The following is a 20,120-nucleotide window of genomic DNA, read 5'->3' as shown; positions in this document are numbered from 1 at the left end:
CCGCCACGGCCCGTACGCGGGCATGCCGGAGGGCCGCCTGCCCCAAGGGGCGGACGGCCCTTCCGTACGGCGAGCGGTCGGCGGACGGCTCAGAGCACGCGCACCGCGCCCGACGCCGGGTAGCCCGACAGGTCCTGGATGACGACACCCTTGGAGGGGTTCGCCGCGTCGAGGTACTTGCCGCCACCGAGGTAGACACCCACGTGGTAGGCGGAACCCTTGCCGCCCCAGTACAGGATGTCGCCGCGCTGGATCTGGGACAGCGGGATGTCCGTGCCCTGCATCGACTGGTCCTGAGAGACCCGCGGGAGGCTCACGCCGACCTGCTTGAACGCGGCCTGCACCAGCGACGAGCAGTCCCACGCGTTGGGCCCCGTGGCGCCCATGACGTACGCGTCGCCCAACTGGGCCTCGAGGAAGGCGATGACCGTCTCGACGCTGCCGCTGGCCGGCGGGGCCGTCGAGGCGGAGTTCGTGGTGAGGGTCGTGCGCGTGCTGTCCCGCGAGGCGCGCTCGGCGGCGGCCTTGCGCTCCGCCTCCTCGGCGGCCTTCTTGCGGGCCTCTTCCTTCTTGGCCTTCGCCAGGTCCTTGTCGGCCTGCTTGGCCGCCGCCTCCGCGGCCGCGTCACGCTCGGCCTGCAGCTGGTAGTCGGCCGCCATCTGCTGCGTCGCGTCCGCGGACTGCGCTGCCTGCGTGGCCAGGTCGGCCGTGAGGGTGGGCAGTTCGAGGGTCTGCGTCACCGACTCCGCGGCGACGGCCTGCGCGGAAGCGCCGGCCACGGCCACGGTGCTGAGGATGCCACCGGCGACTCCGGCGCGCACCACGATCGAGGACGACGCGTTGCGGCGGGGTTTCCGGTGGCTGCGTATGTGAGCGGTGTGGGACATGGGTACAAGCGGTACCAGGGGCTCGTCCATACCTTCAAGCAACGTGTGGTGCGCCACAGTTGTTCAACGGACGCCCCAAATTCCCTGCGCGTCACTCTTTATTGACGGCGTAACGGGCAAAGCGGACACGGCCGGTCAAGCCCGTGATCATGCGCTTTCGTGATTACGTCCGAATTGCCCTGCGCTTACCATCGATCGCACCGAGTGGCCAAGCCCGGCTGATTTGATCTCGATCCGATGTGGCGCAGGTCACAGAGTGATCACCGATGTGGCCGCTTCGTGTTGATGATCGCCGGTCGCCGACGCTCGTGAACGCGTGCACGCGTCCACATTCGTCACCGCGTCTCCCTCTGGTGTGTGAACGCGGTCCTCTAGCAAGCGCTCCCGTCCAGCACCAATTTGCATGCAGAGGAACCCTCTTGATATAGAGACGCACCCTCTCACCTGCGACAACGATCGAAATTGTCACTTCTGGTGATCACTCTGGCGCTTCGTGTATGAAGATCGCCGCTCATCCGACTTCATGATCCTTCGTCAGGTGGTGGAGATCACAAACTCGGTGCCGCACCCCGTGTCGCAGATCACAGACCCGCAGGCATAAGATGCGGGGCAGTTGGGCTTGTGACCTGCTTCACATGTTCGCGATCTTCGCCGGGACGGGCGGTGTTCGTGGGACAGGTGGGGCGGAGAGCCGGTCCACGCAACCGCCAGCAGTCAGTGCCGACTGAGAGGAGCGAGGAGCGGTGAACGCCTATGCGCCCATCCTCGTACTGGGAGCCCTCGGGGCAGGCTTTGCGATCTTCTCCGTGATCATGGCCACGCTGATCGGCCCGAAGCGCTACAACCGGGCCAAGCTCGAGGCCTACGAGTGCGGAATCGAGCCCACCCCCACGCCGGCCGGCGGCGGGCGTTTCCCCATCAAGTACTACCTGACGGCGATGCTCTTCATCGTCTTCGACATCGAGATCGTCTTCCTCTACCCCTGGGCCGTCACCTTCGACGCCCTGGGTGTTTTCGGGCTCGTGGAGATGCTGCTCTTCGTGCTCACCGTCTTCGTCGCCTACGCGTACGTCTGGCGTCGCGGCGGCCTGGAATGGGACTGAGGGGCCTTTAAGACCATGGGACTCGAAGAAAAACTGCCGAGCGGCTTCCTGCTGACCACCGTCGAGCAGGCCGCGGGCTGGGTACGCAAGGCGTCCGTCTTCCCCGCCACCTTCGGCCTCGCCTGCTGTGCCATCGAGATGATGACCACGGGTGCGGGCCGCTACGACCTGGCGCGCTTCGGCATGGAGGTGTTCCGCGGCTCGCCGCGCCAGGCGGACCTGATGATCGTGGCCGGCCGGGTCAGCCAGAAGATGGCGCCGGTGCTGCGGCAGGTCTACGACCAGATGCCGAACCCGAAGTGGGTGATCTCCATGGGGGTCTGCGCGTCGTCCGGCGGCATGTTCAACAACTACGCGATCGTCCAGGGCGTCGACCACATCGTCCCCGTCGACATCTATCTCCCCGGTTGCCCGCCACGGCCCGAGATGCTGATGGACGCGATCCTCAAGCTCCACCAGAAGATCCAGTCGTCCAAGCTCGGCGTGAACGCGGAGGAAGCGGCCCGCGAGGCCGAGGAAGCCGCGCTCAAGGCGCTGCCCACCATCGAGATGAAGGGGCTGCTGCGATGAGCGCCGCGAACGGCAACGGCGGACCCAACCCCGAGAAGGACCTCTCCGCCTCCAACCTCCCCGGCCAGCGCGGCGACGGCGGCGAGGAGATCCGCGTCCAGCGCGGCATGTTCGGCGCCGAGAAGGGCGGCGACACCTCCGGTTACGGTGGCCTGGTCCGCTCCATCCGGCTCCCCGGCCCGGCCACCCGCCCCTACGGCGGCTGGTTCGACGAGGTCGCCGACGAACTGGAGGGTGCCCTGGAGGAACAGGGCCTCGTCCCCGAGAACGTGATCGACAGGACCGTCGTCGACCGCGGGGAGATCACCTTCCACATCGAGCGCGAGTACCTGCCCACCGTCGCCCGCACCCTCCGCGACGACCCGGCCCTCCGCTTCGAACTGTGCACCGGCGTGAGCGGCGTCCACTACCCCGGCGACAAGGGCCGCGAGCTGCACGCCGTCTACCACCTGCGGTCGATCACCCACAACCGGCTGATCCGCCTGGAGGTCTCCGCCCCCGACGCCGACCCGCACATCCCGTCGCTCGTCCCCGTCTACCCGACCAACGACTGGCACGAGCGCGAGACGTACGACTTCTTCGGCATCGTCTTCGACGGCCACCCCGCGCTGACGCGGATCATGATGCCGGACGACTGGCAGGGCTTCCCGCAGCGCAAGGACTATCCCCTCGGCGGCATCCCCGTCGAGTACAAGGGCGCCCAGATCCCGGCTCCGGACCAGCGGAGGTCGTACTCATGAGCACGCAGCACGCAACTCCGCGCGAGACCACCGAGGGCACCGTCTACACGGTCACCGGCGGCGACTGGGACGAGGTCGCCGAGACCGCGGCGAGGTCCGACGACGAGCGCATCATCGTCAACATGGGCCCCCAGCACCCGTCCACCCACGGTGTGCTCCGGCTCATCCTGGAGATCGACGGCGAGACCGTCACCGAGGCCCGCTGCGGCATCGGCTACCTCCACACCGGCATCGAGAAGAACCTCGAGTACCGCACGTGGACGCAGGGCACCACGTTCGTGACGCGCATGGACTACCTGACGCCGTTCTTCAACGAGACGGCGTACTGCCTCGCGGTCGAGAAGCTCCTCGGCATCGAGGACCAGATCCCCGACCGCGCCTCGATCATCCGCGTGCTCCTGATGGAGCTGAACCGGCTCTCCTCCCACCTGGTGTGCATCGCCACCGGCGGCATGGAGCTGGGCGCCACCACGATCATGATCTACGGCTTTCGTGATCGTGAACTCATTCTCGACATCTACGAGCTCATCACCGGCCTGCGCATGAACCACGCGTACATCCGGCCCGGCGGACTCGCCCAGGACCTGCCGCCCGGCGCGGTGGACCAGATCCGCGAGTTCGTGAAGAAGATGAAGAAGAACCTCCCCGAGTACGACAAGCTCGCCACCGGGAACCCCATCTTCAAGGCCCGTATGCAGGACGTCGGCTACCTCGACCTGGCCGGCTGCATGGCCCTCGGCGCCACCGGCCCGATCCTGCGCTCCGCCGGCCTCCCGCACGACCTGCGCAAGGCCCAGCCGTACTGCGGCTACGAGACGTACGACTTCGACGTCCCGACCGCCGACACCTGCGACTCCTACGGCCGCTTCCTGATCCGGCTGGAGGAGATGCGCCAGTCGCTCAGGATCGTCGAGCAGTGCCTGGACCGGCTCCAGCCGGGACCGGTCATGGTCGAGGACAAGAAGATCGCCTGGCCCGCCCAGCTCGCCCTCGGACCGGACGGCCTCGGCAACTCCCTGGACCACATCAAGAAGATCATGGGCACCTCCATGGAGGCCCTGATCCACCACTTCAAGCTGGTGACCGAGGGCTTCCGCGTCCCGCCGGGACAGGCGTACGCGGCGGTCGAGTCACCCAAGGGCGAACTCGGGGTGCACGTCGTGTCCGACGGAGGCACCCGCCCCTTCCGGGTCCACTTCCGCGACCCGTCCTTCACCAACCTGCAGACCATGGCGGCGATGTGCGAGGGCGGCCAGGTCGCCGACGTCATCGTCGCCGTCGCGTCCATCGACCCCGTGATGGGAGGCGTCGACCGGTGACCACCACCCCCGAGGGAGTCAGCCTGGGCATGCCCCAGCTGCCCGCGCCCGACTACCCGGACGACGTTCGAGCCCGGCTGGAGCGGGACGCGGCCGAGGTCGTCGCCCGCTACCCCGACTCCCGGTCCGCGCTGCTGCCGCTGCTGCACCTCGTGCAGTCCGAGGAGGGCCACGTCACCCGCACCGGCATGCGGTTCTGCGCCGAGGTGCTGGGCCTCACGACGGCCGAGGTCACCGCGGTCGCCACCTTCTACACCATGTACCGGCGCAAGCCGAGCGGTGACTACCAGGTCGGCGTCTGCACCAACACCCTGTGCGCGGTGATGGGCGGCGACGCGATCTTCGAGGCGCTCCAGGAGCACCTGAACGTCGGCAACGGCGAGACCACCGACGACGGCAAGGTCACCCTGGAGCACATCGAGTGCAACGCGGCCTGCGACTTCGCGCCGGTCGTGATGGTCAACTGGGAGTTCTTCGACAACCAGACCGTCGACAGCGCCAAGCGGCTCGTCGACGACCTGCGGGCCGGCGTCCAGGTCGAGCCCACGCGCGGGGCACCGCTGTGCACCTTCAAGGAGACCGCGCGCATCCTCGCCGGCTTCCCCGACGAGCGGCCCGGGGCCGTCGAGGCGACCGGCGGCGCCGGACCCGCCTCCCTGGTGGGCCTGCGCCTGGCCAAGGGAGAGGCCGGCACCGCGCGCGTGGTCCACCCGCGGGACGGCGGCCCGCACGACGAGCCGCAGGACACGGTGCACGAGCCGTCACCGGGCGAGCACCTCAGCTCGCACGACGCGCCGCAGGAGACATCGGCCTCCGACCCGGCCCACCCGGCAGGGCACGACGCCGAGGAGGGGGAGTGATGACGTTGGCACCCGAGATCAAGGGCACCAGCCCCGAGAAGCTGCTCGCACCCGTGCTGTCGGCCTTCTGGGACGAGGACAGGTCCTGGACGCTGGACGTCTACCGGCGGCACGACGGGTACGAGGGACTCCGCAAGGCGCTCGCCATGACGCCGGACGACCTCATCGCGTACGTCAAGGAATCCGGCCTGCGCGGTCGCGGCGGCGCCGGCTTCCCCACCGGAATGAAATGGCAGTTCATTCCTCAGGGGGACGGGAAGCCGCACTATCTCGTCGTCAACGCCGACGAGTCGGAGCCGGGGACCTGCAAGGACATCCCGCTCCTCTTCGCGAACCCGCACAGCCTCATCGAGGGCATCGTCATCGCGTGCTACGCCATCAGGTCCTCGCACGCCTTCATCTATCTGCGGGGTGAGGTCGTCCCCGTCCTGCGGCGGCTGCACGAGGCCGTACGCGAGGCCTACGAGGCGGGCTACCTCGGCGAGAACATCCTGGGCAGCGGACTCGACCTCGACCTCACCGTGCACGCGGGCGCGGGCGCGTACATCTGCGGTGAGGAGACCGCGCTGCTCGACTCGCTCGAAGGCCGCCGCGGTCAACCGCGACTGCGTCCCCCCTTCCCTGCCGTGGAAGGCCTCTACGCCTGTCCCACTGTCGTGAACAACGTCGAGTCGATCGCGTCGGTTCCCGCCATCCTGCACCGCGGCAAGGAATGGTTCCGGTCGATGGGCAGCGAGAAGTCCCCCGGCTTCACGCTCTACTCCCTCAGCGGCCACGTCGCCAGCCCCGGCCAGTACGAGGCCCCGCTCGGCATCACCCTGCGCCAGCTGCTGGAGATGAGCGGCGGCATGCGTCCCGGCCACCGCCTCAAGTTCTGGACACCGGGCGGCTCCTCGACCCCGATGTTCACCGACGAGCACCTCGACGTCCCCCTCGACTACGAAGGAGTGGGCGCCGCGGGCTCCATGCTCGGCACCAAGGCGCTCCAGTGCTTCGACGAGACCACCTGCGTCGTCCGTGCCGTCACCCGCTGGACCGAGTTCTACGCCCACGAGTCCTGCGGCAAGTGCACCCCCTGCCGCGAGGGCACCTACTGGCTCGTCCAGCTGCTGCGCGACATCGAGGCCGGCAAGGGCGTCATGAGCGACCTCGACAAGCTCAACGACATCGCCGACAACATCAACGGCAAGTCGTTCTGCGCCCTCGGCGACGGCGCCGCCTCCCCGATCTTCTCCTCCCTGAAGTACTTCCGCGAGGAGTACGAGGACCACATCACGGGCCGTGGCTGCCCCTTCGACCCCGCCAAGTCGACCGCCTGGGCCGACAAGGACAAGCACGCGGAGGTGAACGCATGACCGTACTGCCATCCACCAGCGGCTCCGCCGCGGGCGGCGAGGCGGCGGTCCCGCCGGAAGATCTCGTCTCGCTGACCATCGACGGCGTCGACATCAGCGTGCCCAAGGGCACCCTGGTCATCCGGGCCGCCGAACAGCTCGGCATCGAGATCCCCCGCTTCTGCGACCACCCCCTCCTCGACCCGGCCGGCGCCTGCCGCCAGTGCATCGTCGAGGTCGAGGGCCAGCGCAAGCCCATGGCGTCCTGCACGATCACCTGTACGGACGGGATGGTCGTCAGGACTCAACTCACCTCCCCGGTCGCCGAGAAGGCCCAGAAGGGGGTGATGGAGCTCCTGCTCATCAACCACCCCCTGGACTGCCCCGTCTGCGACAAGGGCGGCGAGTGCCCCCTGCAGAACCAGGCCATGTCGCACGGCCAGTCCGAGTCCCGCTTCGAGGGCCGCAAGCGCACCTACGAGAAGCCCGTACCGATCTCCGCGCAGGTGCTCCTCGACCGCGAACGGTGCGTGCTGTGCGCCCGCTGCACCCGCTTCTCCAACCAGGTCGCCGGCGACCCGATGATCGAACTGCTGGAGCGGGGCGCGCTCCAGCAGGTGGGCACAGGCGAGGGCGACCCGTTCGAGTCGTACTTCTCCGGCAACACCATCCAGATCTGCCCGGTCGGCGCGCTGACCTCGGCGGCGTACCGATTCCGCTCCAGGCCCTTCGACCTCGTCTCCTCGCCGTCCGTGTGCGAGCACTGCTCCGGCGGCTGCGCCACCCGCACCGACCATAGGCGCGGCAAGGTCATGCGGCGGCTCGCCGCCGACGACCCCCAGGTCAACGAGGAGTGGATCTGCGACAAGGGCCGCTTCGGGTTCCGCTACGCGCAGCGCCCCGACCGGCTGACCACCCCCCTCGTCCGCAACGAGGAGGGCGTCCTGGAACCGGCGTCCTGGCCGGAGGCCCTGGAGGCCGCCGCCCAAGGGCTGCTCGCCGCGCGCGGCAGGGCCGGTGTCCTGACCGGCGGCCGGCTCACCGTCGAGGACGCCTACGCGTACAGCAAGTTCGCGCGCGTGGCGCTCGACACCAACGACATCGACTTCCGCGCGCGGGTGCACAGCGGCGAGGAGGCCGACTTCCTGGCCGCCCGGGTCGCCGGCCGCGGCCACGACCTCGACGGCAAGGGCGTCACGTACGCCACGCTGGAGAAGGCCCCCGCGGTCCTCCTCGTCGGGTTCGAGGCCGAGGAGGAGGCACCCGGTGTCTTCCTGAGGCTCCGCAAGGCCTGGCGCAAGCACAAGATGCGGGTGTTCTCGCTCGCCACGCACGCCACCCGGGGCCTGGAGAAGGCCGGCGGGACGCTGTTGCCCGCCGCGCCCGGCACCGAGACCGAGTGGCTGGACGCCCTCGCGAGCGGCGCCGGACTCGAAGGGGACGGCACCGAGGCCGCCGCGGCGCTGCGCACCGAGGGCGCCGTCATCGTCGTCGGTGAGCGGCTCGCCGGTGTCGCGGGCGGACTCACGGCGGCCGTACGGGCCGCCGCCCTGACCGGCGCCCGGCTGGTGTGGATCCCCCGCCGGGCCGGGGAGCGCGGTGCCATCGAGGCCGGCGCGCTGCCGTCGCTGCTGCCGGGCGGCCGCCCGGCCACGGACCCACGCGCGCGTGAGGAGATCGCCTCCGCCTGGGGCGTCGCCCAGCTCCCGCTGCGCTACGGCCGCGACACCGGGCAGATCGTCGAGGCCGCCGCCACCGGAGAGCTCGGGGCCCTGGTGGTGGCCGGCGTCGAGGTCGCCGACCTGCCCGAACCGGCACGCGCGCGTGAGGCGCTCGCCTCGGTGGGCTTCCTGGTCTCCCTGGAACTGCGGCCCAGCGAGGTCACCGACCACGCCGACGTCGTCCTGCCGGTCGCCGCCGTCGCGGAGAAGGCCGGCAGCTTCATCAACTGGGAGGGCAGGGTCCGGCCGTTCGAGGCCGCGCTGAAGCCCGACCAGATGACCCGCCGTCTGGCACCCACCGACGGGCGGGTGCTGCAGATGCTCGCCGACGCCATGGACGTCCACCTCGGGCTGCCGGACCTGCGCACCACGCGCGCGGAGCTGGACCGGCTCGGCGCCTGGGACGGCTCGCGGGCGACCGAGCCCGTGGAGATCGCCGCCGGGCTGCCGAGGCCCGCCGCCGGGGAGGCCGTCCTGGCCGGACACCGGCTGCTGCTCGACCAGGGCCGCCTCCAGGACGGCGACGAGGCCCTCGCCGGCACCCGGCACGCCGCGCACGCGCGTCTGTCCGCCGCGACGGCCGCCGAGGCCGGCGTGAAGAACGGTGACCTGCTGGCGGTCACCGGGCCCGAGGGCCTGGTCGCACTCCCGCTGCAGATCACCGACATGCCCGACCGCGTCGTCTGGTTGCCGCTGAACTCCGCGGGCTCGGGCGTCGCCTCCGACACCGGGGCACTGCCCGGCGCACTCGTCCGCATCGGCCCCGCGACGCTCGCCGCCGAGGCCCCCGAGGAGGTGGAGGCATGAGCGCGTACTCCCTCGCCGCTGAAGACCTCTCGATGTTCGGCCGCGACCCCTGGTGGCTGGTCGTCGTCAAGGCGGTGTTCTGCTTCGCCTTCCTGATGATCACCGTGCTGTTCTCCATCGTGTGGGAACGCAAGGTCGTCGCCTGGATGCAGCTGCGCATCGGCCCCAACCGGCACGGCCCCTGGGGCATGCTCCAGTCGCTCGCCGACGGCATCAAGCTGATGCTCAAGGAAGACGTCATCGTCAAACGCGCGGACAAGGTGGTCTACGTCCTCGCGCCGATCGTCGCGGCCATCCCGGCCTTCATGGCGATCGCGGTGATCCCCTTCGGCCCCGCGGGCAACGAGATCTCGATCTTCGGCCAGCGCACCACGATGCAGCTCACCGACCTGCCGATCGCGATGCTCTACATCCTCGCGGTCGCCTCCGTCGGCATCTACGGCATCGTCCTGGCGGGCTGGAGCTCCGGATCCACCTACCCGCTGCTGGGCGGCCTGCGGTCCTGCGCGCAGATGATCTCCTACGAGATCGCCATGGGTGCCGCGTTCGCCTCGGTGTTCCTCTACTCCGGGTCGATGTCGACGTCGGCGATCGTGGAGGCCCAGCAGGACCGCTGGTACATCGTGCTGCTGCCGGTCTCGTTCGTGATCTACATCGTGACCATGGTCGGCGAGACCAACCGCGCCCCGTTCGACATGCCGGAGTCCGAGGGCGACCTGGTCGGCGGCTTCAACACCGAGTACTCGTCGATCAAGTTCGCGATGTTCATGCTCGCCGAGTACGTGAACATGGTGACGGTCTCGGCGGTGTCGGTGACCCTCTTCCTCGGCGGCTGGCGGGCCCCCTGGCCCATCAGCACCTTCTGGGAGGGCGCCAACCACGGCTGGTGGCCGATGCTCTGGTTCGTGGTGAAGGTGCAGCTGCTGCTGTTCTTCTTCATCTGGCTGCGCGGCACGCTCCCGCGCGTCCGCTACGACCAGCTGATGAAGCTCGGCTGGAAGGTCCTCCTGCCGGTCTCCGTGGTCTGGCTGATGCTGGTCGCGACCGTGCGGACCCTGCGCAACGAGAACTACGACTTCGCCCAGATCGCGCTGTACGTCGCCGGTGCCGTCGTCGTGCTGTTCCTGCTGTCGTTCGTCGCGGACATCTTCCGCGACAAGCGCGAGAGCCAGGACCAGCCCGCCGAACCGGCCGCCTTCGACCCGATGGCCGGCGGATACCCCGTACCGCCCCTGCCCGGACAGATCCTCCCGCCGGTGCCGCGCAGGCGTCCGCGCCGTGAGCGGGAGCTGATTGTCAGTGGTGGGTCCGATACTGACAGTGACGGATCTTCGAATGGGAGGGAGGCGTCCGATGGCTGATGAGCCCAAGGAGACCAAGCCGGGTTTCCAGAACCCCGTCGCCGGCTTCGGCGTGACCTTCAAGGCCATGTTCAAGAAGCGGCTGACCGAGCAGTACCCGGAACAGGAGAAGACCACCGCCCCGCGGTTCCACGGCCGACACCAGCTCAACCGCCATCCGGACGGCCTGGAGAAGTGCGTCGGCTGCGAGCTGTGCGCCTGGGCCTGTCCCGCCGACGCGATCTACGTGGAGGGCGCGGACAACACGGACGAGGAGCGCTACTCGCCGGGCGAGCGGTACGGCCGCGTCTACCAGATCAACTACGCCCGCTGCATCCTGTGCGGACTGTGCATCGAGGCGTGCCCCACCCGCGCGCTCACGATGACCAACGAGTTCGAGCTGGCCGACTCCAGCCGCGCCAACCTCATCTACACCAAGGAGCAGCTGCTCGCCGGGCTCGACGACGGCATGGTCGACACGCCGCACGCGATCTACCCGGGCACCGACGAGCAGGACTACTACCGGGGCCTGGTCACCGAGGCCGCGCCCGGTACCGAGCGGCAGGTCGCCCTCTCCAAGGGCGAGGTGCCGCAGGAGGGCGCCTCCACCTTCGGTGAGGACGAGCCCGCGTCGGAGAAGGTGATCCGCCGATGACGCACCAACTCGCCGCCTACACGACCTCCACCGGTGAGGCCTTCCAGTTCTGGGTGCTCGGCACCGTCGCGGTGATCGGCGCGCTGTGCACCGTGTTCATGAAGAAGGCCGTGCACAGCGCGCTCTGCCTGGCCGGCACCATGATCATTCTGGCGGTGTTCTACCTCGCCAACGGCGCCTACTTCCTGGGCATCGTGCAGATCGTCGTCTACACCGGCGCGATCATGATGCTGTTCCTGTTCGTGGTGATGCTCGTCGGCGTCACCGCGGCGGACTCCCTGAAGGAGACCATCAAGGGCCAGCGCTGGCTGGCCCTGCTGTGCGGCCTCGGCTTCGGCATCCTGCTCGTCGGGGGCATCGGCAACGCGGCGCTCACCGAGTTCAACGGCCTCGGCCAGGCGAACTCCGGGGGCAACGTGGAGGGCCTCGCCGCCCTCATCTTCACCGACTACGTGTTCGCCTTCGAGCTCACCGGCGCCCTGCTGATCACGGCCGCCGTCGGCGCCATGGTGCTCACCCACCGCGAGCGCACCGAGCGCGCCAAGACCCAGCGGGAACTGTCCGAGCAGCGTGTCCGCGAGGGCAAGCACCTCCCGCCGCTGCCGGCCCCCGGCGTCTACGCCCGGCACAACGCGGTCGACATCGCGGGCCTGCTGCCCGACGGCACCCCGTCCGAGCTCACCGTCAGCAAGACGCTGCGGGACCGCGGCCAGGTCCGCGACGTGTCGACCGAGGCGCTGAGCGACCTCAAGGCCCTGGAGCAGCGCGCCGAGGACCGCCTGGAGCGCACCAACAGCGGCAAGAGCGGGGAGGCATCGAAGTGAATCCCGTCAACTACCTGTATCTCGCCGCCCTGCTGTTCACGATCGGCGCCACCGGCGTCCTGATCAGGCGGAACGCGATCGTGGTGTTCATGTGCGTCGAGCTGATGCTCAACGCCTGCAACCTCGCCCTCGTCGCGTTCTCCCGTATGCACGGCAATCTCGACGGCCAGATCATCGCCTTCTTCACGATGGTCGTCGCCGCCGCGGAGGTCGTGGTCGGACTCGCGATCATCGTGTCGCTGTTCCGTTCCCGCCACTCGGCCTCGGTCGACGACGCCAGCCTGATGAAGCTGTAAGGGGTCGGAAGAATCGTGGAGAACCTGATTGCGCTGCTGATCGCGGCGCCCCTGCTCGGAGCCGCCGTCCTGCTGTGCGGCGGCCGGCGTCTCGACGCCGTCGGCCACTGGATCGGCACGGTCCTCGCCGCCGCCTCGTTCGTCGTCGGTGTGGTCCTCTTCGCCGACATGCTCGGCAAGGACCCCGAGAACCGTGCGATGCACCAGTTCCTGTTCAGCTGGATCCCCGTCGGGGGCTTCCAGGCGGACGTCGCCTTCCAGCTCGACCAGCTGTCGATGACGTTCGTGCTGCTGATCACCGGAGTCGGCTCGCTCATCCACGTCTACTCCATCGGATACATGGAGCACGACGAGCGCCGACGCCGCTTCTTCGGCTATCTGAACCTGTTCCTCGCGGCGATGCTGCTGCTCGTCCTCGCCGACAACTACCTGCTGCTGTACGTCGGCTGGGAGGGCGTCGGTCTCGCCTCCTACCTCCTCATCGGCTTCTGGCAGCACAAGCCCAGCGCCGCCACCGCCGCGAAGAAGGCCTTCCTGGTCAACCGCGTCGGCGACGTGGGCCTGTCCATCGCCATCATGCTGATGTTCACCACCTTCGGGACGTTCGCCTTCGGGCCGGTCCTGGAGGCCACCGGTGAGGCGACCGAGGGCAAGCTCACCGCCATCGCCCTGATGCTGCTGCTCGCCGCGTGCGGCAAGTCCGCCCAGGTGCCGCTGCAGTCCTGGCTCGGGGACGCGATGGAGGGCCCGACCCCGGTCTCGGCCCTCATCCACGCCGCGACCATGGTCACCGCAGGCGTCTATCTGATCGTCCGCTCCGCCGACATCTTCAACGCCGCCCCGGACGCCCAACTGGTGACCACCGTGGTCGGCGCGGTCACGCTGATGTTCGGTGCGATCGTCGGTTGCGCGAAGGACGACATCAAGAAGGCCCTCGCCGGTTCGACCATGTCGCAGATCGGCTACATGGTGCTCGCCGCGGGTCTCGGCCCCATCGGCTACGTCTTCGCGATCATGCACCTGGTGACGCACGGCTTCTTCAAGGCCGGGCTGTTCCTCGGCGCCGGCTCGGTCATGCACGGCATGAACGACGAGGTCGACATGCGCAAGTACGGCGGCCTCCGCAAGTACATGCCGATCACGTTCATCACGTTCGGCCTCGGCTACCTCGCCATCATCGGCTTCCCCGGCCTGTCCGGCTTCTTCTCCAAGGACAAGATCATCGAGGCGGCGTTCGCCAAGGGCGGCACCGAGGGCTGGATCCTCGGCGGTGTGGCCCTGCTGGGCGCGGCCATCACCGCGTTCTACATGACCCGCGTGATGCTGATGACGTTCTTCGGCGAGGAGCGCTGGCGCGACCGGCGGACCGCCTCCCCGGCGGAGCCGGACGTGGAGCCCGCCGCCGAGCACCACGGCGCCCACGGTGAACCGCACCCGCACGAGTCGCCCAGGGTCATGACGATCCCGATGATCGTGCTGGCCGTCGGATCGGTCTTCGCCGGCGGGTTCTTCAGCATCGGCGACCGGTTCATCCACTGGCTGGAACCCGTCACCGAGCACGCGCACGGCAACCCGCCGATCAGCGCCGGCGCCGTCACCGCGTCCACGGTCGCCGTGATGGTCATCGGTGTCGGCCTCGCGTGGCTCCAGTACGGGCGCCGCCCCGTCCCGGTCGTCGCCCCGCGCGGATCGCTGCTCACCCGGGCCGCCCGCCGCGACCTGTACCAGGACGACTTCAACCACGTGGTCCTCGTCCGCGGCGGAGAGCACCTCACCCGATCCCTGGTCTATGTCGACCACACCCTGGTCGACGGTGTCGTCAACGGCACCGCGGCCGGCATGGGCGGCCTCTCCGGGCGGCTGCGCCGCATCCAGAACGGCTATGCCCGGTCGTACGCGGTCTCGATGTTCGGCGGCGCTGCGATCCTCATCGCCGCGACCCTGCTGATGAGGGCGGTCTGATACCGATGTCCTTTCCTCTGCTGACAGCGACGGCGGTGCTCCCGGCCCTGGGAGCCATCGCCACGGCCGCCGTACCGGCCGCCCGGCGGACCGCCGCCAAATGGCTGGCGCTGATCGTCTCGCTGGCCACCCTGGTGCTCGCCGCGGTCGTCCTGGTCCGCTTCGACCCCGGCGGCGACCGCTACCAGCTCACCGAGTCCCACGCCTGGATCAAGGACTTCGGGGTCCGGTACGAACTGGGCGTGGACGGCATCGCCGTCGCGATGATCGCGCTCACCGCGCTGCTGATCCCGTTCATCATCCTCGCGGGCTGGCACGACGCCGACCCCCTGGAGACCGGCAGCAAGCGGTGGCGGCCCACCCAGGGCTTCTTCGCGCTGATCCTGCTGGTCGAGGCGATGGTGATCATCTCCTTCGAGGCCACCGACGTCTTCCTCTTCTACATCTTCTTCGAAGCCATGCTCATCCCGATGTACTTCCTCATCGGCGGCTTCGGGGACCGGGCCCACGAGCACGGCGAGAAGGCGGCGTCCACCCAGCGGTCGTACGCCGCGGTGAAGTTCCTCCTCTACAACCTGGTCGGCGGCCTGATCATGCTGGCCGCGGTCATCGGCCTGTACGTGGTCGCCGGCAACTTCTCCCTCACTCAGATCGCCGAGGCCCGCGCCAACGGCACCCTGGACATGGCGACCAGCACCGAGCGGTGGCTGTTCCTCGGGTTCTTCTTCGCCTTCGCGGTGAAGGCGCCGCTGTGGCCGCTGCACACCTGGCTGCCCAACGCCATGCAGGAGTCGACGGCCCCGGTCGCCGTCCTGATCACGGCGGTCGTCGACAAGGTCGGCACCTTCGCGATGCTCCGCTTCTGTCTCCAGCTGTTCCCGGAGGCCAGCACCTGGGCGACGCCCGCGATCCTCGTCCTCGCCCTGATCAGCATCATCTACGGGGCGCTGCTCGCGGTCGGCCAGCGCGACATCAAGCGGCTGGTCGCCTACGCGTCGATCTCCCACTTCGGGTTCATCATCCTGGGCATCTTCGCGATGACCAGCCAGGGTCAGTCGGGCGCGACGCTCTACATGGTCAACCACGGCATCTCGACCGCGGCCCTCATGCTGGTCGCCGGGTTCCTGATCTCCCGGCGCGGATCGCGGCTCATCGCCGACTACGGCGGCGTCCAGAAGGTCGCCCCGGTGCTCGCCGGCACCTTCCTGATCGGCGGTCTCGCCACCCTGTCGCTGCCGGGGCTCGCCCCGTTCGTCAGTGAGTTCCTGGTCCTGGTCGGGACGTTCGCCCGCTACCCGGTCATCGGGATCATCGCCACCGTCGGCATCGTCCTCGCCGCGCTCTACACCCTCGTCCTCTACCAGCGGACGATGACGGGCCCGGTGAAGGCGGAGGTCGAGGGCATGCCCGATCTGCGGGTGCGGGAACTCGTCGTGGTCGCCCCGCTGATCGTTCTGCTGATCTTCCTGGGTGTCTACCCGAAGCCCGTCACCGACATCGTCAACCCGGCGGTCAAGCAGACCTTGTCCGACGTACAGAAGAAGGACCCCCAGCCCGAGGTGGAGGCGTCCAAGTGAGCGCATCAGCCGTCCACAGCCTGTGGACAACGGCGGCCGAGCCGATCGACAAGATCGGCGCGCCGGACATCGAATACGGGCAGCTGTCGCCCACCTTGATCGTCATCGGGGCGGCCGTCCTCGGCGTGCTGGTCGAGGCGTTCGTCCCCCGCAAGACCCGCTACTACGCCCAGGTCTTCCTGTCCGTCGTCGCGCTCGCCGCCGCCTTCGCCGCGGTGATCGGGCTCGCGGCCGGCGGATACGCCACGACCAAGTCGGGCATCGTCGCGATGGGCGCCGTCGCCGTCGACGGACCGGCCCTGTTCCTCCAGGGCACGATCCTCCTCGCCGGCATCCTCGGCGTGTTCACCTTCGCCGAACGGCGCCTCGACCCCGCGGCGCACGGCAACCGCGTCGACTCGTTCGCCGCGCAGGCCGCGTCCGTGCCGGGCAGCGACAGCGAGAAGGCCGCCGTCAAGGCGGGCTTCACCACCACCGAGGTGTTCCCGCTGCTGCTCTTCGCCGTCGGCGGCATGCTGATCTTCCCCGCGGCGAACGACCTGCTGACCCTGTTCATCGCCCTGGAAGTCTTCTCGCTCCCGCTGTACCTGCTGTGCGCCGTGGCCCGCCGCAAGCGGCTCATGTCGCAGGAGGCCGCCGTCAAGTACTTCCTCCTCGGCGCCTTCGCCTCCGCGTTCACCCTCTTCGGCATCGCCCTGCTCTACGGCTACGCGGGCTCCGTGAAGTACGGCACCATCGCCCGGGTCGTCGACGGCACCGTCGGCGAGGTCAGCCCCGCCCTCGCCGGCACCATGGGCAACGACGCGCTGCTCCTCATCGGCGCCGCCATGGTCGTCATGGGCCTGCTGTTCAAGGTCGGCGCGGTCCCGTTCCACATGTGGACGCCCGACGTCTACCAGGGCGCCCCCACCCCGGTCACCGGATTCATGGCCGCGGCCACGAAGGTGGCGGCGTTCGGCGCGCTGCTCCGGCTCCTCTACGTCGTCCTGCCGGGCCTGCGCTGGGACTGGCGGCCGGTCATGTGGGCCGTCGCCATCGTCACCATGCTGGCCGGCGCGATCGTCGCCATCACCCAGACCGACATCAAGCGACTGCTCGCGTACTCGTCGATCGCGCACGCGGGCTTCATCCTCGCCGGTGTCATCGCGACCACTCCGGACGGCGTCTCGTCGGTGCTGTTCTACCTGGGCGCCTACTCGTTCGTGACGATCGGCGCGTTCGCCGTGGTCACGCTCGTGCGGGACGCGGGCGGCGAGGCGACCCACCTCTCCAAGTGGGCCGGGCTCGGACGCAGGTCACCGCTGGTCGCGGCCGTCTTCGCGGTGTTCCTGCTGGCCTTCGCGGGCATCCCGCTGACCTCCGGGTTCGCGGGCAAGTTCGCCGTGTTCAAGGCGGCCGCGGAGGGCGGCGCCGGCGCGATCGTCGTCGTCGGTGTGATCTCCTCGGCGATCGCCGCGTTCTTCTACATCCGCGTCATCGTGCTCATGTTCTTCAGCGAGCCGCGCCCCGAGGGGCCGACGGTCGCCGTGCCGTCACCGCTGACCATGACCGCGATCGGGGTCGGCGTGGCCGTCACGCTCGTCCTCGGCGTGGCGCCGCAGTACTTCCTGGATCTGGCGAGCCAGGCGGGAGTGTTCGTGCGCTGACGCTCAGCTCGGCGGCGACGAGGCGAAGGGGACCCGGCCCTCGGGGGGCCGGGTCCCTTTCGTGTGGGTGGCGCGGGTGTCCTCTCCCAGGACTCCGGGGAGAGGGCCAAGGTCTCCGAAGAGTGGAGCCTGTGGATAACTCTGAGGCTGTCGGTGCGGGCGCCTATCGTGGCAGGGGCTGGAGGAAGCGCGGACGGCACGGAGCCCGGGGCGCGAGGCACGGGGCACGCAGGCACGGGGGACGGACGATGATCGGGACGGGCGGGACGAGTGTGATGGCGGACGAGGACAGGACGACGGCAGGGCCGGACGACGGCGAGGCCGCCCCGACCACCCCATGGGCGGACGACAGCGGGACGACACCGGCGGCGGGCCCGGGCACGGGGCGGCCGGCGGAGAGCGAGGCGCTGGCCGTGCTCCACCGTGTCTTCGGCTACGACGCCTTCCGGGGCGAGCAGGAAGCGATCATCGACCATGTGGTGGCGGGCGGTGACGCCGTCGTCCTCATGCCGACCGGCGGCGGCAAGTCCCTCTGCTACCAGATCCCGGCCCTGGTCCGCCCCGGCACGGGCATCGTGGTCTCTCCCCTGATCGCGCTGATGCAGGACCAGGTGGACGCGCTGCGGGCCCTCGGCGTGCAGGCGGGGTTCATCAACTCCACGCAGGACTTCGACGAGCGGCGCGTCGTCGAGGCGCGGTTCCTCGCCGGTGAGCTGGACCTGCTCTACCTCGCCCCGGAGCGGCTGCGCCTCGACGCCACCCTCGACCTCCTCGCCCGCGGCAAGATCTCCGTCTTCGCGATCGACGAGGCGCACTGCGTCTCCCAGTGGGGACACGACTTCCGGCCCGACTACCTGACCCTGTCCCTGCTGGGGCAGCGCTGGCCCGACGTACCGCGCATCGCGCTCACGGCCACCGCGACCCGCGCCACGCACCGGGAGATCACCGAGCGGCTCGCCATGCCGCACGCGCGGCACTTCGAGGCCAGCTTCGACCGGCCCAACATCCAGTACCGGATCGTGCCCAAGGCCGACCCGAAGAAGCAGTTGCTGTCCTTCCTGCGGCAGGAGCACCCGGGTGACGCCGGCATCGTGTACTGCCTGTCCCGCAACTCGGTCGAGCGGACGGCCGAGTTCCTCAGCGCCAACGGCATCGAGGCGGTGCCGTACCACGCCGGGCTCGACGCGGGCACCCGCGCGGCGCACCAGGCGCGGTTCCTGCGCGAGGAAGGGCTCGTGGTCGTCGCCACGATCGCCTTCGGCATGGGCATCGACAAGCCCGACGTACGGTTCGTCGCCCACCTGGACCTGCCGAAGTCGGTCGAGGGCTATTACCAGGAGACCGGCCGCGCCGGGCGTGACGGACTGCCGTCCACGGCCTGGATGGCGTACGGGCTGAACGACGTCATACAGCAGCGCAAGCTCATCCAGGGCGGAGAGGGCGACGAGGCGTTCCGTCGCCGGGCCGCCGCCCACCTCGACGCCATGCTGGCGCTGTGCGAGACCGCCCAGTGCCGGCGCGGACAGCTCCTGCGCTATTTCGGCCAGGAACCGGACCCCGGCGGCTGCGGCAACTGCGACACCTGCCTCGTACCGCCGGAGACCTGGGACGGCACCGTGGCGGCGCAGAAGGTGCTGTCCACGGTGGTGCGGTTGCAGCGGGAGCGCGGGCAGAAGTTCGGGGCCGTGCAGATCGTCGACATTCTGCTGGGCAAGCGGACGGCCAAGGTCATCCAGTTCGACCACGACCAGCTGTCCGTCTTCGGGATCGGCGCGGAGCTGTCCGAGGGCGAATGGCGCGGTGTCGTACGGCAGTTGCTCGCACAGGGGCTGCTCGCCGTGGAAGGGGAGTACGGCACGCTGGTGCTCACCGAGGACAGCGGGGCGGTGCTGCGGCGGGAGCGGGAGGTGGCGCTGCGCAAGGAGCCGAAGAAGCCGGTGACCTCGCGGTCGGCGTCGGGCTCGGGTTCGGGTTCGTCGGGGTCCGGGCGCGGTGAGCGGAAGGCCAAGGCGGCCGTCGCGGAACTGCCGGAGGAGTTGCTGCCGGTCTTCGAGGCGCTGCGGGCGTGGCGCGCCGAGCAGGCCCGGGAACAGGGCGTCCCGGCGTACGTGATCTTCCACGACGCCACGCTCCGGGAGATCGCCGCGACCGCACCCGCGTCGGTGGCCGAACTCGGCACCATCAGCGGCATCGGCGAGAAGAAGCTGGCCACGTACGGGGAGGGCGTGCTCGGGGTGCTCGCGTCGCTCGGCGGCGGGACGTCCCAGGAGACACCGCCGACCGCGTCCACGGGGACGGCAGGCTCGGCGGCTTCCGGAACGGCGGGAGGCTCGGCGCGTGAGGGGGGCGTCGGGGGTGCGGACGGTGCGGACGGCTCCTTCGACTGGCCGGAGGACGAGCCGGAGCCCGATTACGACGACTGGGCCTAGGGTCTGCCGCTTCGGTCGACGTCGGGTCCGGGGAGCTGCCGGGTGCGGTG

At 69.6% G+C, this 20,120-nt stretch carries 16 protein-coding genes; 15 read left to right on the top strand and 1 reads right to left on the bottom strand.

From position 1 onward, the window contains the following. Positions 1-89: 89 nt before the first annotated feature. Positions 90-917, bottom strand: a complete 828-nt coding sequence (locus tag ACZ4Z3_RS35235; protein WP_468504867.1) for a C40 family peptidase — start codon at positions 915-917, stop codon at positions 90-92. Positions 918-1,630: 713 nt separating this feature from the next. On the opposite strand from ACZ4Z3_RS35235, the gene ACZ4Z3_RS35230 reads away from it, so the two are divergent. From ACZ4Z3_RS35230 to recQ, 15 genes are all read left to right on the top strand, one after another. Further along, positions 1,631-1,990: an NADH-quinone oxidoreductase subunit A gene (locus ACZ4Z3_RS35230; RefSeq protein ID WP_009310323.1), complete on the top strand. Its 360-nt coding sequence runs from the start codon at positions 1,631-1,633 to the stop codon at positions 1,988-1,990. A gap of 15 nt (positions 1,991-2,005) precedes the next feature. Beyond that, positions 2,006-2,560, top strand: coding sequence for a NuoB/complex I 20 kDa subunit family protein (locus ACZ4Z3_RS35225; RefSeq protein WP_007383964.1), 555 nt, complete (start codon positions 2,006-2,008; stop codon positions 2,558-2,560). Then, positions 2,557-3,300 carry an NADH-quinone oxidoreductase subunit C gene (locus tag ACZ4Z3_RS35220; protein ID WP_468504866.1) on the top strand — a complete coding sequence of 248 codons (744 nt, stop codon included), beginning with the start codon at positions 2,557-2,559 and terminating at the stop codon, positions 3,298-3,300. The genes ACZ4Z3_RS35225 and ACZ4Z3_RS35220 overlap by 4 nt, the downstream gene beginning before the upstream one ends. Then, positions 3,297-4,619 (top strand): NADH-quinone oxidoreductase subunit D, encoded by a 1,323-nt coding sequence (locus ACZ4Z3_RS35215; RefSeq protein ID WP_468504865.1) that lies wholly within the window; start codon positions 3,297-3,299, stop codon positions 4,617-4,619. Before ACZ4Z3_RS35220 ends, ACZ4Z3_RS35215 begins: the two co-directional genes overlap by 4 nt. 29 nt (positions 4,620-4,648) lie before the next feature. Beyond that, a complete protein-coding gene (gene nuoE, locus ACZ4Z3_RS35210; RefSeq protein ID WP_468504967.1) occupies positions 4,649-5,479 on the top strand; it encodes an NADH-quinone oxidoreductase subunit NuoE in 831 nt (276 codons plus the stop codon). Further along, complete coding sequence (gene nuoF / locus ACZ4Z3_RS35205; protein ID WP_468504864.1) at positions 5,479-6,834, top strand: NADH-quinone oxidoreductase subunit NuoF; 1,356 nt, start codon at positions 5,479-5,481, stop codon at positions 6,832-6,834. Before nuoE ends, nuoF begins: the two co-directional genes overlap by 1 nt. Continuing rightward, positions 6,831-9,341, top strand: a complete 2,511-nt coding sequence (locus ACZ4Z3_RS35200) for an NADH-quinone oxidoreductase subunit G (RefSeq protein ID WP_468504863.1) — start codon at positions 6,831-6,833, stop codon at positions 9,339-9,341. Before nuoF ends, ACZ4Z3_RS35200 begins: the two co-directional genes overlap by 4 nt. Then, positions 9,338-10,702 carry an NADH-quinone oxidoreductase subunit NuoH gene (gene nuoH, locus ACZ4Z3_RS35195; RefSeq protein ID WP_468504862.1) on the top strand — a complete coding sequence of 455 codons (1,365 nt, stop codon included), beginning with the start codon at positions 9,338-9,340 and terminating at the stop codon, positions 10,700-10,702. The genes ACZ4Z3_RS35200 and nuoH overlap by 4 nt, the downstream gene beginning before the upstream one ends. Continuing rightward, a complete protein-coding gene (nuoI, locus tag ACZ4Z3_RS35190; protein ID WP_468504861.1) occupies positions 10,695-11,336 on the top strand; it encodes an NADH-quinone oxidoreductase subunit NuoI in 642 nt (213 codons plus the stop codon). The genes nuoH and nuoI overlap by 8 nt, the downstream gene beginning before the upstream one ends. Then, complete coding sequence (locus ACZ4Z3_RS35185; RefSeq protein ID WP_468504860.1) at positions 11,333-12,160, top strand: NADH-quinone oxidoreductase subunit J; 828 nt, start codon at positions 11,333-11,335, stop codon at positions 12,158-12,160. Before nuoI ends, ACZ4Z3_RS35185 begins: the two co-directional genes overlap by 4 nt. Continuing rightward, positions 12,157-12,456 (top strand): NADH-quinone oxidoreductase subunit NuoK, encoded by a 300-nt coding sequence (gene nuoK / locus ACZ4Z3_RS35180; RefSeq protein WP_009310327.1) that lies wholly within the window; start codon positions 12,157-12,159, stop codon positions 12,454-12,456. The genes ACZ4Z3_RS35185 and nuoK overlap by 4 nt, the downstream gene beginning before the upstream one ends. A 15-nt stretch (positions 12,457-12,471) precedes the next feature. Next, on the top strand, positions 12,472-14,418 hold the full coding sequence (gene nuoL, locus ACZ4Z3_RS35175) for an NADH-quinone oxidoreductase subunit L (protein WP_468504859.1): 1,947 nt from the start codon (positions 12,472-12,474) through the stop codon (positions 14,416-14,418). 5 nt (positions 14,419-14,423) lie between these two features. After that, complete coding sequence (locus ACZ4Z3_RS35170) at positions 14,424-15,995, top strand: NADH-quinone oxidoreductase subunit M (RefSeq protein WP_468504858.1); 1,572 nt, start codon at positions 14,424-14,426, stop codon at positions 15,993-15,995. After that, positions 15,992-17,641 carry an NADH-quinone oxidoreductase subunit NuoN gene (gene nuoN / locus ACZ4Z3_RS35165; protein ID WP_468504857.1) on the top strand — a complete coding sequence of 550 codons (1,650 nt, stop codon included), beginning with the start codon at positions 15,992-15,994 and terminating at the stop codon, positions 17,639-17,641. The genes ACZ4Z3_RS35170 and nuoN overlap by 4 nt, the downstream gene beginning before the upstream one ends. Before the next feature lie 275 nt (positions 17,642-17,916). Further along, positions 17,917-20,070, top strand: coding sequence for a DNA helicase RecQ (gene recQ, locus ACZ4Z3_RS35160; RefSeq protein WP_468504856.1), 2,154 nt, complete (start codon positions 17,917-17,919; stop codon positions 20,068-20,070). Positions 20,071-20,120 lie beyond the last annotated feature (50 nt).

This window comes from Streptomyces sp. NPDC030296, from assembly GCF_055572815.1.
The sequence above is the reverse complement of the archived record's forward strand: the minus strand, read 5'-3'. Positions and strand labels throughout refer to the sequence as shown.

Bases quoted from the DNA above. Each gene is read 5' to 3' on its own strand.
- ACZ4Z3_RS35235 (WP_468504867.1), bottom strand. From the start codon at position 917: ATGGACGAGCCCCTGGTACCGCTTGTACCCATGTCCCACACCGCTCAC.
- ACZ4Z3_RS35225 (WP_007383964.1), top strand. From the start codon at position 2,006: ATGGGACTCGAAGAAAAACTGCCGAGCGGCTTCCTGCTGACCACCGTC.
- ACZ4Z3_RS35220 (WP_468504866.1), top strand. From the start codon at position 2,557: ATGAGCGCCGCGAACGGCAACGGCGGACCCAACCCCGAGAAGGACCTC.
- ACZ4Z3_RS35215 (WP_468504865.1), top strand. From the start codon at position 3,297: ATGAGCACGCAGCACGCAACTCCGCGCGAGACCACCGAGGGCACCGTC.
- nuoE (WP_468504967.1), top strand. From the start codon at position 4,649: ATGCCCCAGCTGCCCGCGCCCGACTACCCGGACGACGTTCGAGCCCGG.
- nuoF (WP_468504864.1), top strand. From the start codon at position 5,479: ATGACGTTGGCACCCGAGATCAAGGGCACCAGCCCCGAGAAGCTGCTC.
- ACZ4Z3_RS35200 (WP_468504863.1), top strand. From the start codon at position 6,831: ATGACCGTACTGCCATCCACCAGCGGCTCCGCCGCGGGCGGCGAGGCG.
- nuoH (WP_468504862.1), top strand. From the start codon at position 9,338: ATGAGCGCGTACTCCCTCGCCGCTGAAGACCTCTCGATGTTCGGCCGC.
- nuoI (WP_468504861.1), top strand. From the start codon at position 10,695: ATGGCTGATGAGCCCAAGGAGACCAAGCCGGGTTTCCAGAACCCCGTC.
- ACZ4Z3_RS35185 (WP_468504860.1), top strand. From the start codon at position 11,333: ATGACGCACCAACTCGCCGCCTACACGACCTCCACCGGTGAGGCCTTC.
- ACZ4Z3_RS35170 (WP_468504858.1), top strand. From the start codon at position 14,424: ATGTCCTTTCCTCTGCTGACAGCGACGGCGGTGCTCCCGGCCCTGGGA.
- recQ (WP_468504856.1), top strand. From the start codon at position 17,917: ATGGCGGACGAGGACAGGACGACGGCAGGGCCGGACGACGGCGAGGCC.